Source organism: Nonomuraea sp. NPDC050022, from assembly GCF_044460705.1.
In the GTDB taxonomy this organism is placed as follows: domain Bacteria; phylum Actinomycetota; class Actinomycetes; order Streptosporangiales; family Streptosporangiaceae; genus Nonomuraea.
The window spans coordinates 764,841-780,787 of record NZ_JBITKE010000001.1; the positions used below are offsets into that span (position 1 = coordinate 764,841).

Below are 15,947 nucleotides of genomic sequence, written 5' to 3' on the forward strand. Positions count from 1 at the left end.
AACCCCTGTGCATTCGGCTGAGCCTAAGGGCCGCAGACACCCGGTTTCAAAAACTTCAAAGAACCTGCGTCTATCAGCAATTGGGCTCGTTGGGGTGAGCGGGGACGCTGACGGCGTTCCACGCGTCGCGTACGGCGCGCAGTCCCTCACAGCCGAACAGCTGCAGCCCCGCCTCCATCGAGGCGCGGCGGGCCTCCTCGTGGCTCCATTCGTACACCTTGCGGTTGAGGGTCTCCATATAGACCATGGCCGCCTGGCGGACGCCGATGCCATGCACGACCGAACCGTTGCAGGTGGGGCTGCCCGGCCGGGCGGCGTCGACGGGGGCGGACCCCTCGGCCAGCAGGTAGAACCAGTGGTTCTGCACGCCGGCGGCGGCGTGCACCTCCATGTCGCGCACGGCCTCGCTGAAGCACTTGGGGTCGCCGACCTTTGACGGGTCGTACATGTTCCGGATGGGCCCCGTGCCGACCAGGTCGACCTGCTCGCCTATCAGGTAGTCCGGCGGGTCGGCCTGCTCGTTCAGGTACCACTCGGTCACCGTCCCGAAGATGTCGCCGGTCGACTCGTTGAGGCCGCCCTTCTCGCGCGTGCCCTGCGCGCCGCCGGGCGTGAAGTCGAAAATGGCGTGCCCGAGCTCGTGCATGACGACGTCGGTCGACGTCGCCTGCCGGGTCCGGCTGAGGTTGTGGCCGAAAACCGTTTTGAACGTGTCGTAGTACGCGTTCGCGTCGTCGTACCCGACGCGCATCGGGAAGCTGCGGCCGTAGCCGTCGAACCCGCCGGGCTTGCTCAGCCACCGATCCAGCATGTCCCAGCCCCCTTGCGCCGCGTGCATGGCGTCCACGCAGGCGGTGACCAGGTCGGTGCCGGTGCCGTTGCCCCAGTCGTCGTCGGGATCGGTGTAAGTGCGGCCGTCCAGGCCGCCGCAGCGCACTCCCGACCGTACGGGGTCGGACATCCCGTACAGGGTGGACGATCGGGTGGTGTCGAAGGGGATCCGGCCGTGGTAGTAGCTGCTCCCCACGCCGTCGGCCACCTCGTCCCAGGAGTCGATCACCTTGCCGGTGCGGGCGTCGACGAAGACGTGCAGCCGGCTCGGGCGCGTGCCCTTGACGCCGGTGATCACCGTTTCGTACGCCAGCACGCCGCCGCCCCGGGCCAGGACCGTCAGCGTGGGCGGCGTCATGTCGGTTCCCGTGCCGACCTCGCGGCGGGCCGCCGTCCCCGCGTCCTGCGCGGACACCTCCGGCCGGGTCTCCACCGACAAGGCCTGCTCCTGGTTGATGGAGGTGCTGAGCACGCGTCCGTCCGCGTCGGTGACCACGACGAAGTCCCCGCCGCGTACGGGCAGGCCCGCGTACGTACGCTCGTACGGGACATAGCGCAGCCCGTGAGCCCCGGACACCACGCGGCCCCGCACGAGAACGTCCTGGCCGGAGCGGTGGATCAGCTCTGGCCGGTCGGCGACGAGGCGGTCGGCGGCGGAGGCGGCCAGGGCCGAGGGGTCGGGCGGTGGTACGGCGACGTAGGGCGGAACGGTCAGCACCGCCGCCATCGCCACCTTAAGGACAGTCGCACGTCTCATCGGGGGTGATCCTTTCGGTGACTTCCGCGGACGGGGCATCGATCGAGGCTCTGATCGTCAGAACGTGCGCGCGCAGGATGCGCGCCGCGCGCGCGACCGGGACGCGGCCGGCGGCACGCAGGGCGAGGTCGATCTCGCCGCGGCAGGCACGGGACGCCACGGCCAGCGCGGCCGCCCGCACGTGCGGGTTGTCCGTGCCGGTGAGGCCGGGCATGCCCAGGAGCTGGGGGAGCGTCGAGGTCCGCGCCGCGAGCATCGCCCGGGTGGTGGTGGCCAGGCGGGTCGGCCCCCCGCGTAGCGCGAGAACGTCCTCGGCCAGCAGGAACGCCCGTCCGCAGTGCCCGCCGAACTCCCTGAGCGCCTCCATGACCGCCGTGCCGGCGCCGCCGAGCTGCGCCCCGATCCGTATGGGGAACTCGAAGAGCGCGGCGAACAGGTCGCCGGCGTCGGTCGTGCCCGGGTCGGCGATCCTCTCGGCCCTGATCCTGGTGAGCTCGGCCAGCCAGTCCGCGAACGCCCAGGACGCCTCCGGAGCCGACTCCGCGACCAGGCGTGCCGCCTGCGACAGCAGGAAGTCGCAGGCCAGCACGGTGACGGCGGACTCCCAGTCGACCCCGCGCGCCTGCCCCCGCACCGGCACACCCGCTTCCGGCGCGCCGATCAGGGACAGGGCGCCGAGCGCGGCCAGGTCCATCGCCGCGCCGGCCCCCGCCAGCTCGGCCTGGGGATGCGCTCCGGCCGCGACAACCCCGGCCAGCAGCAGCGACGCCGGGCGAAGCCCCGCCCCTGCGGTGAGCAGTCGCGCGATGAAGGGCCACTCCTCGCGCACCGCGGACACGGCCGTCTCGGCGCAGGCGGCCAGGAACGGGCTCAGGTACAGGCGGTCGTCCGGGTTCAGCTCGACCGGCTCGGCCGCTTCCCCGGCCGACAGCATGCCCCGCCGGGCCAGCGCGAAGATCGGCTGGTCGCTGTGCGCGGTGGCGGCCAGGACGCGCCAGGCCAGATGGTAGCGGCGGGCCGCGTGGCGGGCGGTCTCGAAGTGGCCGACGTACGCACGGGCCAGCCGCCGTGCGTACGCCTCGCGCGCGGCGCCGGGATCGTCTGGATGCGCGGCGATCGCGTCGGCCGCCAGCAGCGCGCTCTGCACCGCGTAGCCGAGCCCTTCGCCGGTGAACGGGTTGACCAGCCCGGCGGCGTCCCCGACCAGCAACCGGCCCTCGTGCCCGGCGAGCGCGGGGGCGAACCCGGTGCTGACCGGCCCGGACACGAGCTCACCGAGGGGCCGGGCCGTCGCGAACACGGGGTCGGCCCCGGCGAGCCGCTCGATCGCCGAGGCCAGCAGATCGGCCGCGCTCTCTTGCCGGTCTCCGACGCGGACGGCGCCGACGGCGCACGTCCCTGGTCCCGCGGGCATGATCCAGATCCCGGCCGGGCGGTCGTGCGGATCGGCGGGGGAGGGGGGCACCAGATGGAGCAGCAGCCGGGAGTCCCGCTCCGGCAGCGCGAACCGCTGGACGACGGCCATGCCCTCGCCGTGCGGCCGTCTGCCGGGCAGCGAGCCCGTCCCGAGGACGACATGCCGGGCCAGGACCGCCACCTGGCCACCGCCTGTGGCGATCACCGCCCGGTGCCCGTCGGGGTGCGGCTCGCAGTCGGTCATCCGCCCCGGCAGCATGGCCGCGCCGAGATCGGTGGCGAGCTCGCGCAACCGCGTACGCAGCCACTCACGATCGCAGACGGCGGCGCCCACGCCGGGGAGCGGACGGGCCGGACCGTCGCCGAACCGGACATCCACCCCGTCCACCGGCCATGCTCCGTCGAAGGCCGCGACTCCGAGGGCGCGCAGGGCGTCCATGGCGGAGGCGCTGAGGGCGACGTCGTGGGTCGCCCCCGGTTCGCCGCCGTCCACCAGCAGGGTGCGCAGCCCGTGCCGGGCCAGCGCCGCGGCCGTCGCGCCGCCCGCCGGTCCCGCCCCGACCACCAGCACGTCCGTGCGGCGGGTCAGCACGGGGTCTCCCGCCACAGCGAAGTGGCGACCTGGAGCAGTGCCTGGCGGCCCGCGCCGCCGTCGCCGAGGGCGGCGAGTGCCTCGTCGTGGGCGGCGCGCGCCAGATCGTGGGCGGCGCTGATGCCGCCGTAGGCGATGACGAGCGTACGTACGCGCGGCAGGTCCGCCGCGGTGAGCGCCGGGTCGAGCAGGAGCGCGGCCAGTTCGCCCGACGGCGCGTCACGCAGCGCGCACAGCGTCGGGGCGCCGAACAGGCCGAGCAGATGATCGGTTCCGGCAGGTTTGCCGGAATCGGTGCTCGGTCCGGCCAGGTCGAGGCAGTCGTCCAGGATCTGGAAGGCCACCCCCAGATGGAGACCGAAGGCGGCCAGCGCCTCGGACCGCGCCGATCCCAGCCGCGCCTCCGCCGCGCCGAGCACGCAGCACAGCCGGAACAACGCGCCGGTCTTGCGCTCGACGAGCTCGTCGTAGTCCGCGAGCGTGTACGTGGTGTCGAAGGCGCGTTCCACGTCCAGCAGCTCGCCCCGGGCCAGCTGGGCGACGGCCGCGCTGATCAGCCGGTTCGGGCCGGTGCCCAGGTCGGCGGCCTCCGTACCGGCCAGGGCCAGGCAGGAGAGTCCGGCCAGCACCGCCGGTTCCGGCCCCGCGACCAGGTGCGCGGCCGGGGCGCCGCGGCGGGTCGGCGCCCGGTCGATCACGTCGTCGTGCACCAGCGAGGCCAGGTGCAGCAGCTCCACCACGGCGCCGAGCCGCACGACCCGCTCCGGGTCGTGCGGGCCGCACCGCGCGGCGGCGCCGAGCAGCCTCGAGCGCAGGCGCTTGCCGGGCCGGTCGACGAAGCCGGTCACCAGGGCGCGGGCCGACCGGGGGAGCCCGGCCATCAGCCCGCGCAGCCTGTCCTGGACCCGGGCCGAGTAGGCCGTGACGGCCGTGGTCTCAGGCATCCGCCCCGACCGGGCCGAGGTACTGGACGGTCGGCACCCGGCTGAGGATGGTGTGCATCTTCTGGTAGAGGTCGTCGCCGTTCATCATCGTGAGGAGCTGCTGCCGGTTCATGCCCACGGTCTGGGCGAAGAGCGCGTGGATCTGCTTGGCGGCGGTGTATTCCTGGGCCGAGAGCCGCGGGCGCAGACCGTCCACCACCTTGGCGGCGTCGCTCACGTGCTGTGCGGTGATCACCCGGTCAGGGGTGTCGGGTGTGGTCAGGACGGTCTCCAGGACCGATCGGTACGTTTCGTACAGATGCTTGGCGTAGTCCTTCTCCAGGGCACTGGCCTCTCTGCCCTTCACGCGGTCGACGAGCGCCTGGAAGTTGACGTAGAACAGGCGGACCAGCATCCGGCCCACCCGGCTGCGCAGCAGGAAGTCGTCGCGGAACCGGTCGGCGAGTTTCTCGTCCCCCACCAGCGGCAGGTCGTACATCTCGCCGGCCCCTTCCAGGAACGAGCAGTTCACCTGGGTCCAGTCGATCCGGGTCCTGCCGTCACCGCCCAGGCACACGGCCGCGCCGGCGTCGCCGTCGTGCAGGCAGAACCCGGTGTCGACCTGCACCATGTCGTCGAACATGTAGAAGTCGTGGTTCGTGAAGAAACCGAGGTCCACCGGGGTCACGCCGATGCCGACGACGATGCTGGAGGTGTACCAGCTACCGGCGCCTGCCTTGTCCACCTTCATGTCGAAGTCGATCACGTCGCAGGTGACGGGGAAGTCGGGGTCGCCCAGGTCCTGGTACGGCCGGACGTTCATCTCGGCCAGGATGGGCCCGATCCGGGTGCACAGCCCCGAGTAGTCGGAGGCCATGCCGACGAGCATGCCGATCAGCGGATGGCGGACGCCTATACGTGGCATCTCCTTGTTCTCGCTGGTGGTGAACTCGTCGAAGTTGTCCATGTCGGTGATCTTGACGACCGCCGCGTCGACCAGGTTGCGGCCGTCCTTGCGCAGCCTGGTGAACCGGGTCAGCTCGCCGATGGCAGGGCCGGTCCCACCCGCCCAGGTCCCCTGCACGATGACATCGCCCGGCACGGCGCCGTGCGTCGATCCGACCGCGTGCCCGGCGGTCAGGATGGACGGGGCCCCGCCGTTGGACAGATCGCGAACGAGGCAGCCGAACGTGCCCCAGTCATCTGTCCGCTCGTTGCCGATTCCGACGCCCTGGTTCGCGGTTTTCCGCAGCGTGGCGTTCTGGGCCGCCGGGCTCCGCCGGCCGCCCTCGCGGCCGCCCTGGCGGCCGCCCTCCCGGCCGAACGTGTACGGGCCGGCCTGGATGACGTCGACGCCCCATTTGCGGCCGTCCACCTCGACCGTCCTGGGCAGCAGGCGGCTGCGCGCCACGTACCCCTGCGGGCGCTTTTTGGCCACCGACGCGACGACCACGGGCTCGTCGGTCAGCTCGCCACCGCGCCGCCGGAACCCGTAGCCGAACGCGGTGGTGCCGGGGACAGCGGCGAACGCCCCGAGCACGGCCTCCTTCCCGCGCTTCAGCGCCTCCTCGTGCTCAGGAAGAAGTCTCATGAACGTCGGTCCCCCTTCAGCCGGAGATGGCGTTGTCGCAGCCCACCGAGCCAGAACACGGCCGCGGTGTCGTCATTGGGGCTGAAGTCCGTGGACACCGTCGCCACGGCCAGCGCTGTCAGCGCCGTCAGCGCGTCGCCGCCGTTGTCGGCGGCCTTACGGGCCAGGCCGTCGAGCAGCCGGTCGCGGGAGGCGCCGGTCAGACCGGCCGCCGCGAGGTCGCGTACCGCGTCGCGGACGAGCTGGAAGCGTGCGGGGGCGAGCTCCGGCAGGCGGGCCCGCAAGCGCTCGGCGGTGGCCTGCGACACCCCGTGCTCGTCGGGGAACGGCACGGGATAGACCGCGCCTAATCGCGCGACCTGGAGGACCATCTCGATCTCCTGGCCGGTCAGCGTCTGTTTCGGGGGAGTCGCGGCCCCGGTCACCCCCGCCAGGATCGTCACACCGGCGGCGCGCAGGACATAGCGGCGCGTGAGGTGGTTCACGCCTGGGCCTCCTTGACGTCGGGAGCGGGCCTGCCGTCGCAGCCGGCCAGGGCTGTGGGAGTGCCCGCCTGACGTACGCCGGACTGCAGCGACGGGCAGAATCCCTCGGGCAACGGCGGCATCGGCTTGAGCACGGGTGGGGACGAGGGCGACTGGAGCAGCCGCCTGGCGAAGGCGACCGCCATCGCCCTGTAGACGAGCAGTTCCTGGCAGCAGACCGGATAGTCCTGGGTGTGGATCTGCCACAGGAACAGACCCGCCGTGAGGGCCCAGTCGAGGGTCTTCTCCTCGGGCGCGTCGCAGATCGGATCGCCGACGATGCAGAAGTCGGTGGTCCTGTCCTGGATGTCGGCGGGCAGGACCTTCTTGCCCAGGATGCCGCCGCCCACGCGCGCGTTGGGCAGGCCGTTGTCGGCCCCGACGGTCGCGTCGTAGGAGGTGTCCCCGCCGCTCTGGGGGTCGGAGATCATCAGCACTGCCCGGATGGCCTTGCGCTCCTCGGCGTCCAGCATGGGGAGCGCCTGGTTGATCACCATCGCGCCCTGCGAGAATCCGATCAGGCCGATGTTCATCCCCGGGCACATGCGTACCAACCGGCGTACGGCGATCGTCAGGATCCACTTCCCGTCGATCAGCGACGGCGGGAACGCCTTCAGGCTGACGTCGCCCGCGGGATAGGGCAGGGAGTACGTCTTGGTCTGGTCCGCCGGCAGGACGGTCAGCGCTTCCTGGGCGTACACCCCCGTCACCCCGGACATGCCCAGCGGATCGCTCATGGCCTGCGCGGAGCCGCGCAGCCCGATGATGAAGTACGGGGCGCACTGCAGCCCGGACCGCGCGCCCTTGGTGGCCACCGCGTTCGGCGCCGGGACCAGCGCCAGGATCAGCAAAGTCACTATCGGCAGGATCCGCCGCATATGGGTCCTCCTCGTGGCTATGTTGAGGACGATGACAGAGCGCGCTGACTTATCGCTTTCATCGGGCAGGCGTCGCCCTCCACCGATGTCAGCGCGATGAAATCGATCCGGGATCAACGGCACCTGGATCGAGGACTTCGTCCCCGGGCGCGGGGGCGGCCGTCTCGCGAGGCTGAAAGGGAAGGGACGCCTCGGGAAGAGACCTAGACGGGCGGCCGGGCGATCTCCGCGCTGAACCTGTCGACGAGTGACTGTTTGGCGCGGCCGGCGACCGCCACATCGTACGAGACCAGCTTGACCGTCGCCGGGTCGGCCGCCTTGGAGTGCGCCGGCACCGTGGTGTTGGTAGGTAGGGCGTAGAAGTTCACCAGCGGCCCCAGCCGCTGGGATTCTCCGCTCAGCGCCCAGTCGACGTACTTGCGTGCGCTGTCGGGGTTGTGGGCCCCGGCCAGTACGGCCAGGCCGCCGAGCTCGTAACCCGTGCCCTCCTGCGGGAAGGTCACTTGCAGGTTCGGATAGCCCTGCTCCTGGGCGGCGACGCAGTCGTGGGAGAAGACGACGCCGACCGCCACCTCCTCCTTGGCGGCCTGCAAGGCGGCCGCGCTGCCGGAGGAGTTGTATCTCAGCACGTTCGGGTGAAGGCCGCGCATGTAGTCGAGTGCCTTGTCCTGGTCGCGGCCGTTGAGCTCCACCTGTGTCCACAGGGCTGTGTAGGCGGTTCCGGAGGTGGCCGGGTGGGCGATGGCGACGCTGCCGCGCAGTCGCTCGTCCAGCAGCTCCCGCCAGGAGTGGATCGGCTGCATGCCGCGCTTGGCCAGCTCCTTGGTGTTGTTGCAGAAGGCCAGGACACCGGCGTAGATCCCGCTCCAGGCATACTCCGGATCGGCCCACCCGTGCCGGATTTCACTAGCATTTTCGGATTTGTACGGCGCCAGCAGCCCCTGACTCTTGGCGGCCACGTAGGAGTCGGCCGGACCGCCATGCCAGACGTCGAACTCCTGCCGCGCCCTGGCCGCCTTGATCCGCTCCAGCGCCTCCCCACTCGACAGCCGGACGAATTCGGCCTCCACGCCGGTGGAGTCGGAGAACCTCTTGACCATCATCGCGCACCACCGCTCGCTCGCGCCGCACGCGACCGTGATCTTGTCCCGCCTCGGCGTCGAACAGCCCGTGGCCAGCAGGATCGCGATCAATGCGATGGCCAACGGCTTCATAGCCACTCCCGGGGGTTCGTCGACGTCGCGCCCACGTGCCGATCCCATTCGACACTCCGCCACGAGAGTCACGCAACCGATCTCCCCTTGAGGCCGACCCGTTCACGCTCGGCAAGCGTGAACGGGTCGGTCCGCTACGTCTACGTCAGCGTGGCGGCGTGCGGGTCCCAGCCGTCGGGGAGCGGTGGTGGGGTGGGTGACGTGGTGTGCAGGCGGCGGGGCTCGCCGTCCTCTCCGGCCTCGCCGATGGCGGTCATGATCTCCAGTACGTGCTGGGCGAGCGCGCCCGAGGCCCGGTGCGGGGTCCCGGTACGCAACGACCTGGCCATGTCCAGGACGCCCAGGCCGCGTCCGGCCGTCGTACCCGTGACGGGCAGTTCCCGCCACTCGGCGTCATGCGGACCGCGGGCCAGCAGTTGCCCGTCGAAGTTGTTGGGGTCGGGCAGCGACAGCGCCCCCTCGGTGCCGATGATCTCGATCGTCTGCCGGCGGATGGCTGAATCGAAGCTGAACGTCGCGGTCGCGCTGGCGCTGCCCACGAAGTCGATCAGCGCGTTGACGTGCGTGGGAACCTCCACCGCGAACGCCGTGCCCGCCTTCGGCCCCGAGCCGATCACCCGGTGGTCGCGGGCCCGCCGGGTGCTGGCCGTGACGCGGGCCGCCGGGCCGAGCAGGGCGACGAGAGCGGTCAGGTAGTAGGGGCCCAGGTCGAACAGGGGACCGGCGCCACGCTGGTAGAGGAACTCGGGATTGGGGTGCCATGACTCGGGGCCGAGGCTCTGGAAGGCGGCCGTGACGCCCACCGGGGTGCCGATGAGGCCGGAAGCGAGCGCCTTGGCCGCCGACTGGAGCCCCGCGCCGAGGAAAGTGTCGGGGGCGTTGCCGACGAGCAGGTCGAGGTTCGCCGCCTCCGCGGTGACCTTGGCCGCCTCGTCCATGTCCAGGGCCAGCGGCTTCTCGCTGTACACGTGCTTGCCCGCGCGCAGCGCCGCGAGCGCCACGGCGGCGTGCGCGGCCGGGATCGTCAGGTTGACGACGATCTCCACCTCCGGCAGCGCCAGTACGGTCTCGACGGTGCCGGAGACCGGCACTTGGTGCTCGCGCGCGGCGGTGGCGGCCCTGGCCGTGTCGAGGTCGGCGATCCCGAGCACGCGAACGTCGGGGAAGGAGGACAGCTGACGGAGATAGGTGCCGCTGATCACACCGGCGCCGACGATGGCGACGCCTACGGGTCCGGAGCTCATGAAGCGCTCAGCTCGGTGAGGTAGTCGTGGCTGCCGGCGAGCGCCTCGAAGATGTCGCCCGCGCAGCTGTCGAGCTCCACGATCCGCCAGGTGTCCGGGCTGGCCGCGAGGATCTCCGGCACCGGCATGACGCCCTGCCCCACGGCCACGTGCGGCTCCTCCTTGACGCCCGGGCCGTCCTTGACGTGCAGTGCCAGGATCCGGGAGGAAAGACCGCGCAGCAGGGCGGGCACGTCGGCGCCGCCCACGGCGGCCCAGTAGGTGTCGATCTCCAGGAACACCTCCGGAGCCAGCAGGTCGGCGAGGGCCTCCAGGGCGTGGCGGCCGTCGATCCGCGGCTCGATCTCCCACCAGTGGTTGTGGTAGCCGATCCGCATGTCGTACGCGGCCGCCTGCTCGGCCAGGCCGTTCAGCAGGTCGGCGGTCCTGGACAGGCCGTCGCGCGTGGTGAACTCCTCGTGCGCGATGCCACCCGGGATGATCACCAAGTCGGTGCCCACGGTGGCGATGGCGTCGAAGACCTCGGCCGGCTCCTTGCTGAGCAGCGCGTAGGCGTGCGTGCTCGAAACGGTCAGTCCGAGATCGTCGGCCACCTGCCGGAAGCCCTTGGGATCGCCGGTCGGGTCGAAGGGCTCGACGGCCCCGTAACCGATTCCGGCTATCCGGCGCAGCACGTCGTTACGGTCGGCGGCCAGTTGATCCCTTACGGAGTAGAGCTGCACGCTGAGCGGCTTGGTCACTTCGGCTCCCTGACTGCTTTAGTCCACAATCTGTACATAATCCTCCGAGGTGGATCAGGCATCGTCAAGGGAGTACGGCCCGTCGTCCCATCAGTCGGGACACCCTCGCCTGAGGGGTAAGCCTCACTGGTCGGTGGCGAGCGCCGTCGCTAGGACGTCCACGAGGAGGACGGCCTGGCTGCCGTCCTGGTCGAGGTCGGGGTCGAAGATGGTGAGCTCCAGTCCGGCGGCTCCCGGGAGGCTGAGCAGGCCACGAAGCAGCCCCGCCAGGCCGTCCGAGTCGGGCCCGCCGGGCGTGGGGGAGTCGACCGCGGGCAGTATCGCGGAATCGAGCACGTCGGCGTCGACGTGGATCCAGAAGCCGTCGAGGTCGTCGCGGACCAGCACCTTCCTGGCGACGTCGAGGGTGCCGGGTCCGAGGTCGGCGGCGGGCACGTACGCGAGACCGGACTCTTTGACGTCCCGCAGGTCCTCCTCGTCGCGGACGCCGAGCACGATCACGTCCTCGTCGGCCACGTACGGGCGCAGACCGCCGATGTCCGTCAGGTAGTCGTCTCCACGGCCGGTCACCAGGGCGAGGCTCTCTCCACCCGCCGAGCTCACGTACGGGGAATTGCCCAGGTTGCGGAAGTCGGCATGAGCGTCCAGGTACGCCAGGCCGTAGCGTCCCCTCTCGCGCAGCGCGAGGGCCGGGCCCAGCAGGATCGAGCAGTCGCCGCCGAGGACGATCGGGAAGGCCCCCGACTCGCGGATGGCGGCGACGCGATCGGCCAGCTTCCTGGCGTACGCGGCGATGGCCGGGCCGTTGCGGACCCCGTCGCCCGGCTGCCAGGTGGCCACATAGCGCGGCGGAACCACCGCGCCCGCGTCCTCCGCGCCGATCCGCTCCCGCAGCCCGGCGTCACGCAGCGCCCACGGGGCCTTGTAGCAGCCGGGAACCGCGTCCGGGGCGGGCGGGCGCAGGCCGAGGTTCGAGGGGGCATCGAGGATGGCGAATCTCGTGTCAGGGGTTATAGTGCTCATAGTCCTGACGGTAGCAGGAGGAAAACGAGATGCGCCAGTACGTCGATACGGGGTTGGTGGCGTTGGACCTCGCCAACACGTGGGACGAGTATCTGGACGAGCCGGAGCGGCTGCCGGACCCTGCGGCGCTGCGGCAGTTCTGCGCGGAGTTCGGCGAGGAGGAGTTCGGCGAGGAGGAGTTTGGTGAGGAGGAGTTCGGCGAGAAGGAGTTTGGTGAATCGCCTGGTGAAGAGCCCGAGTCGCCTGGCGAGCAGCCTGAGCTGGCCGCTGTTCGGGAGATGCGCGGGCGGTTGCGGGCGGTGCTGGCCTGCGAGCCGCCGGAGCGGACGCGGGCGCTGGCCCGGTTCGCGGCCGGGCTGCCGACGCGCGTGGCCGTGGAGGACGTGGACGGGGTGCCGGTGCTGCGGCTCGCGGCGCCCGACGGCGCGGGGACGGCGGACCGGCTGGCGGTGCGCGCGGTGCGCGAGCTCCTCGACGTGGCTGCCGCAGGGGATTGGGCACGGCTGCGGTTGTGCGCGGCCTCGCCGTGCCGGGACGCCTTCATCGACCGGAGCCGGCCGGGGCGGCGGCAGTTCTGCTCGACCCGCTGCGCCAACCGCGCCCACGCCGCCGCCTCCCGCGCCCGCCACCACACCTGACCGGCCCCCTCGCCGGGTTCGGCCCGCCACCGCCCCGCTTCGGCCCGCCACCGCACGTGACCGGTCCTTCGCGCACACGGAGCCGATCGGGTATCAACCCCGAGGCCGACGGCGCGGTCAGGAACGCATGCCGCCGTCCTGCCCTCCCCACCCCGGCCGGATCTCGCCGAGGTTGCGTGGGGCGTCGATCAGGTGGTCCTGGGTGTCGGCGTAGTGGCCCCGGTGGGCGGTGTTCCGTAGCACCTCGATCTCGCCGATCCAGCCGACCCGCCACCCGGCCCTGGCGCGGACCACATCGCCCTCCGACAAGCGGCTCCACCGGTCCTCGGCCACGCCGTACGCCTTGAGCTCGCGGCCCCGGCCCTCGTCGATCGCGCACCAGTAGACGTACTTCGGCCGGTTCTCGTTGCCTCCCGACCGGCGTCTGCGCAGGCGGACGATCTGGCCTTCGATCCAGGTCTGGCCGGTGAAGTCCAGGAGGGCGCGGCCGGCGGGCACGGCGGCGATCGCGAGGCCGACGGCGAAGCCGCCAGGCTGGGCCAGAGCCTGCGGCCACAGCTCGAACGCGGACAGGACGATCAGCACGATCCACGTCCAGAAGCCGACGAAGAACCCCGCCGCCAGGCCGCGGCCGATGGCGTGCAGCGGCGGCCTGCCCCAGATGAGCCGTGACGGGTAGCGTACGTCCACCGCGTGCCACATGCCGCCGTAGTCGGACCAGGCGCGGCGGTCGTCGGCCGGCACGCTCACCGGCAGGCTGCGCACCGCGCGCGGCGCGAGCCCGAGAGCGGCTGCGTACGCCAGGGGACGGCCCCAGATGGTCACGCTCGCCGCGGGCTTGTCGGCGAAACGGGAGTTCGACAGGCTCTCGCGTACGGCCAGCCAGTGCCCCGCCGCCTGGATGCCCAGGTCGGTGCCGCGTTCGCCGTTCAGCCGACCGGCCAGGTAGACCAGCGCGGCGTAGGCGAGGACGCCCGCGCCGATGCCGCCGTCGCGGTCGGAGTCGGCCGAGGCGTCGGCCAGGGTGACCGCGACGGCCACCAGCGCGGCGGGTACGAGCGCCGCCGCGAACAGCAGCGTCGCGTGCGCCCGGCTCCAGCGCGCCCGCGACAGTCCCCGCCGCCGGGCGTCGGCGATGACCTTCTTGCGGAAGCTCTTCCACCAGCGGCCCAGGTTGCGCGAGCCCTCGGCCAGCGCGCCGGTCGCCACGACGTCGTCGCGCGCGAGTGAGCGTACGTGCTCATAGACAAGCTGCTCGTACGGGTTCAGCCCCTCGGCCTTGCGCAGCCGTACCAGGGACAGCTCCGGGCCGACCTCCTCGATCTGGACGGCGCCCCGCGCGGCGAGGTCGAGCAGGGTGGCCGAGGCGGCCTCGTCGCACAGGCGCCAGCCGCCGGTGATGAGGTCGACCACGGCGGGTGATTCGTCCGTAGGCGCGCCGCCGGGCGGGCCGGGGGTGACGTCCGGGGTGCGGGTCGCGAGCGCGAGGGCCAGCAGGAGCAGCGCCCATAAGGCGGTGGCGACGGCCGCCGCGGCGAACCAGACGGTCATCAGAACCGCACCTGTACGGGCCCGCGCTCCTCGCCGGGCGCCTGGAAGTATTCGCGGGCGGTGAACCCGCCCATGCCCGCGACGATGTTGGCCGGGACGGTCTGGATCGCGTTGCTGTAGGTGAGGACGGCGTCGTTGTAGTACTGGCGGGAGTAGGCGATCCGGTTCTCGGTGGTGGCCAGTTCCTCCTGGAGTTCGGCGAAGTTCTGGCTGGCCTTGAGGTCGGGGTAGGACTCGGTGACCGCGAACAGCGTCTTCAGTGCGCCGGTCAGCGCGTTCTCGGCGTCGGCCTGCTCGGCGAGGCTGTGCGCGCCGAGGGCCTGCGCGCGGGCGGCCGTGACGGCGGTGAGCGTCTGCCGCTCGTGGCCGGCGTAGCCGCGTACGACCTCCACCAGGTTGGGGACCAGATCGTGGCGGCGTTTGAGCTGCACGTCGACCTGTGCCCAGGCGTTCTCGACGGCGTTGCGCTTGCGGACCAGCCCGTTGTAGAGCACGACGATGAGGACGGCGACCAGCAGAAGGAGTAAGGCGAAGGCGCCAACAGCGATGATCACAACGGCCTCCCTGACGTGTCACTGCGCGTGCTTCATATGAACAGGTCAGGGTTGCAAGCGGCTGTACATCAGGCGAAGAAGATCGGCTCTACGTCAAGCGAAGAGCGCGCCCCCCAGTCAGGCGAGAGCCGCGCGCCCCCAGTCAGGCAAGGAGCGCGCCCCCAGTCAGCCAAGGAGCGCGCGTCCCCAGTCAGGCAAGGAGCGCACGTCCCCAGTCACGCGAAGAGCGCGCGTCCCCAGTAGTCACCCGCGTCCCGCATCCCGGGAGGGCAGGCCCACAGCCCGCTGGAGATGTGCTTGATGTACTCGTTGAGCGCGTCGCTCTTGGCCAGCCGCATCTGTACCGGCACGAACTGCTTGCGCGGATCCCGCTGATAGGCGATGAAGAACAGCCCGGCGTCGAGGCGGCCGAGCCCGTCGGAGCCGTCCACGAAGTTGTAGCCCCTGCGCAGCAGGTGGGCGTCGCCGTTGGTGCTGGGATGGGCCAGCCGGACGTGGGCGTCGTTCTTGATGAGCGCCCCGCCGTCGGCGCCCTTGGCCGCGAAGTCCAGCGGGTCGAACTCCGCCTTCTTGCCCAGCGGCGCACCGGCGCCCTTGTCCCGGCCGAAGATGGCCTCCTGCTCGGCCAGCGAGGTACGGTCCCAGGTCTCGACCATCATGCGGATCTTCCGGGTGACCATGTAGCTGCCGCCGGTCATCCAGGCGGGGCCGTCCTGGGCGTCCACCCACAGCTGCCGGCGCAGCAGCTCGGCGTCCTCCAGTTTGAGGTTGTTCGTGCCGTCCTTGAAGCCCATCAGGTTGCGCGGCGTCGCCTGGGCGCGCGAGGTGGAGGACGTACGGCCGAAGCCGAGCTGGGACCAGCGGACCGACACCTTGCCGAAGCCGATCCTGGCCAGGTTGCGGATGGCGTGCACGGCGACCTGGGGGTCGTGCGCGCACGCCTGCACGCAGATGTCGCCACCGGATATTTCCGGAATGAGCGCCTCACCAGGAAATTTCGGGAGGTCGGCGAGGGCGGCGGGGCGCTTGTCCGCCAGGCCGAACCGCTTGTCGAAGAGCGACGGCCCGAAGCCGATCGTCAGCGTCAGCCCGGAGGCGGGCAGGCCGAGCGCCTCGCCCGTGTCGTCGGGCGCCGCCTCGGGGACCCCGCCGAGCGTGCCGAACGTGCCCGCCTCCTTGCCCTGCGCCATTCTGGCGGCCGCGGCCGTCCACTCCTGCAGCAGCTCGACCAGCTCGGCCCGCTTGTCGGTGGTCACGTCGAAGGAGACGAAGTGCAGTCGGTCCTGGGCGGGCGTGACGATGCCCGCCTGGTGCTCGCCGTAGAAGGAGACGGGGTCGGAGATCGAGGCCGCGTGCGCGACCGGCGGCTCTTCGAGCAGCGAGCGCGTGGCCACGGCGCCGACGCCGACGGCCGCCGCCCCCGCCGCGCCCATGCCGAACAGCTTCCTGCGGCTCATGCGCTCGCTCATGG

At 71.6% G+C, this 15,947-nt stretch carries 14 protein-coding genes; 1 reads left to right on the forward strand and 13 read right to left on the reverse strand.

The annotated features are described in order from the left end of the window. Positions 1-73: 73 nt before the first annotated feature. The 10 genes from ACIBO2_RS03420 to ACIBO2_RS03465 all read right to left on the reverse strand — a co-directional run bounded on the left by ACIBO2_RS03420 (position 74) and on the right by ACIBO2_RS03465 (position 11,733). The gene (locus ACIBO2_RS03420) at positions 74-1,588 is read right to left on the reverse strand and encodes a M4 family metallopeptidase (RefSeq protein WP_358536399.1); all 1,515 of its coding nucleotides are present in this window, start codon (positions 1,586-1,588) and stop codon (positions 74-76) included. After that, positions 1,566-3,596 (reverse strand): lycopene cyclase family protein, encoded by a 2,031-nt coding sequence (locus ACIBO2_RS03425; RefSeq protein ID WP_397295127.1) that lies wholly within the window; start codon positions 3,594-3,596, stop codon positions 1,566-1,568. Before ACIBO2_RS03425 ends, ACIBO2_RS03420 begins: the two co-directional genes overlap by 23 nt. After that, on the reverse strand, positions 3,590-4,540 hold the full coding sequence (locus ACIBO2_RS03430; protein ID WP_397295129.1) for a polyprenyl synthetase family protein: 951 nt from the start codon (positions 4,538-4,540) through the stop codon (positions 3,590-3,592). The genes ACIBO2_RS03425 and ACIBO2_RS03430 overlap by 7 nt, the downstream gene beginning before the upstream one ends. After that, the gene (locus ACIBO2_RS03435; RefSeq protein ID WP_358536408.1) at positions 4,533-6,110 is read right to left on the reverse strand and encodes a hypothetical protein; all 1,578 of its coding nucleotides are present in this window, start codon (positions 6,108-6,110) and stop codon (positions 4,533-4,535) included. The genes ACIBO2_RS03430 and ACIBO2_RS03435 overlap by 8 nt, the downstream gene beginning before the upstream one ends. After that, positions 6,107-6,595, reverse strand: coding sequence for a hypothetical protein (locus ACIBO2_RS03440; RefSeq protein WP_397295132.1), 489 nt, complete (start codon positions 6,593-6,595; stop codon positions 6,107-6,109). Before ACIBO2_RS03440 ends, ACIBO2_RS03435 begins: the two co-directional genes overlap by 4 nt. Then, entirely contained in the window at positions 6,592-7,491 is a 900-nt protein-coding gene (locus ACIBO2_RS03445) for a cutinase family protein (RefSeq protein ID WP_358536413.1), read from the reverse strand. Before ACIBO2_RS03445 ends, ACIBO2_RS03440 begins: the two co-directional genes overlap by 4 nt. A 224-nt stretch (positions 7,492-7,715) precedes the next feature. Continuing rightward, complete coding sequence (locus ACIBO2_RS03450) at positions 7,716-8,726, reverse strand: ABC transporter substrate-binding protein (protein ID WP_397295134.1); 1,011 nt, start codon at positions 8,724-8,726, stop codon at positions 7,716-7,718. A 140-nt stretch (positions 8,727-8,866) separates the two neighbouring features. Further along, positions 8,867-9,970 (reverse strand): Gfo/Idh/MocA family protein, encoded by a 1,104-nt coding sequence (locus ACIBO2_RS03455; RefSeq protein ID WP_397295136.1) that lies wholly within the window; start codon positions 9,968-9,970, stop codon positions 8,867-8,869. After that, complete coding sequence (locus ACIBO2_RS03460) at positions 9,967-10,710, reverse strand: sugar phosphate isomerase/epimerase (RefSeq protein WP_358536419.1); 744 nt, start codon at positions 10,708-10,710, stop codon at positions 9,967-9,969. The genes ACIBO2_RS03455 and ACIBO2_RS03460 overlap by 4 nt, the downstream gene beginning before the upstream one ends. 123 nt (positions 10,711-10,833) lie before the next feature. Continuing rightward, on the reverse strand, positions 10,834-11,733 hold the full coding sequence (locus tag ACIBO2_RS03465; RefSeq protein WP_397295139.1) for an arginase family protein: 900 nt from the start codon (positions 11,731-11,733) through the stop codon (positions 10,834-10,836). 29 nt (positions 11,734-11,762) lie between these two features. Here ACIBO2_RS03465 and ACIBO2_RS03470 point away from each other — a divergent pair, with 29 nt between their 5' ends. Continuing rightward, positions 11,763-12,371, forward strand: a complete 609-nt coding sequence (locus tag ACIBO2_RS03470) for a CGNR zinc finger domain-containing protein (RefSeq protein ID WP_397295141.1) — start codon at positions 11,763-11,765, stop codon at positions 12,369-12,371. 117 nt (positions 12,372-12,488) lie between these two features. Here the strand turns inward: ACIBO2_RS03470 and ACIBO2_RS03475 are convergent, their stop codons facing one another. The 3 genes from ACIBO2_RS03475 to efeB form a co-directional block, all read right to left on the reverse strand. Beyond that, the gene (locus ACIBO2_RS03475) at positions 12,489-13,922 is read right to left on the reverse strand and encodes a DUF2207 family protein (protein ID WP_397295143.1); all 1,434 of its coding nucleotides are present in this window, start codon (positions 13,920-13,922) and stop codon (positions 12,489-12,491) included. Continuing rightward, on the reverse strand, positions 13,922-14,476 hold the full coding sequence (locus ACIBO2_RS03480) for a LemA family protein (protein ID WP_397295144.1): 555 nt from the start codon (positions 14,474-14,476) through the stop codon (positions 13,922-13,924). Before ACIBO2_RS03480 ends, ACIBO2_RS03475 begins: the two co-directional genes overlap by 1 nt. A 215-nt stretch (positions 14,477-14,691) precedes the next feature. Beyond that, positions 14,692-15,945 carry an iron uptake transporter deferrochelatase/peroxidase subunit gene (efeB, locus tag ACIBO2_RS03485; RefSeq protein WP_358536429.1) on the reverse strand — a complete coding sequence of 418 codons (1,254 nt, stop codon included), beginning with the start codon at positions 15,943-15,945 and terminating at the stop codon, positions 14,692-14,694. Between the last annotated feature and the right edge of the window lie 2 nt (positions 15,946-15,947).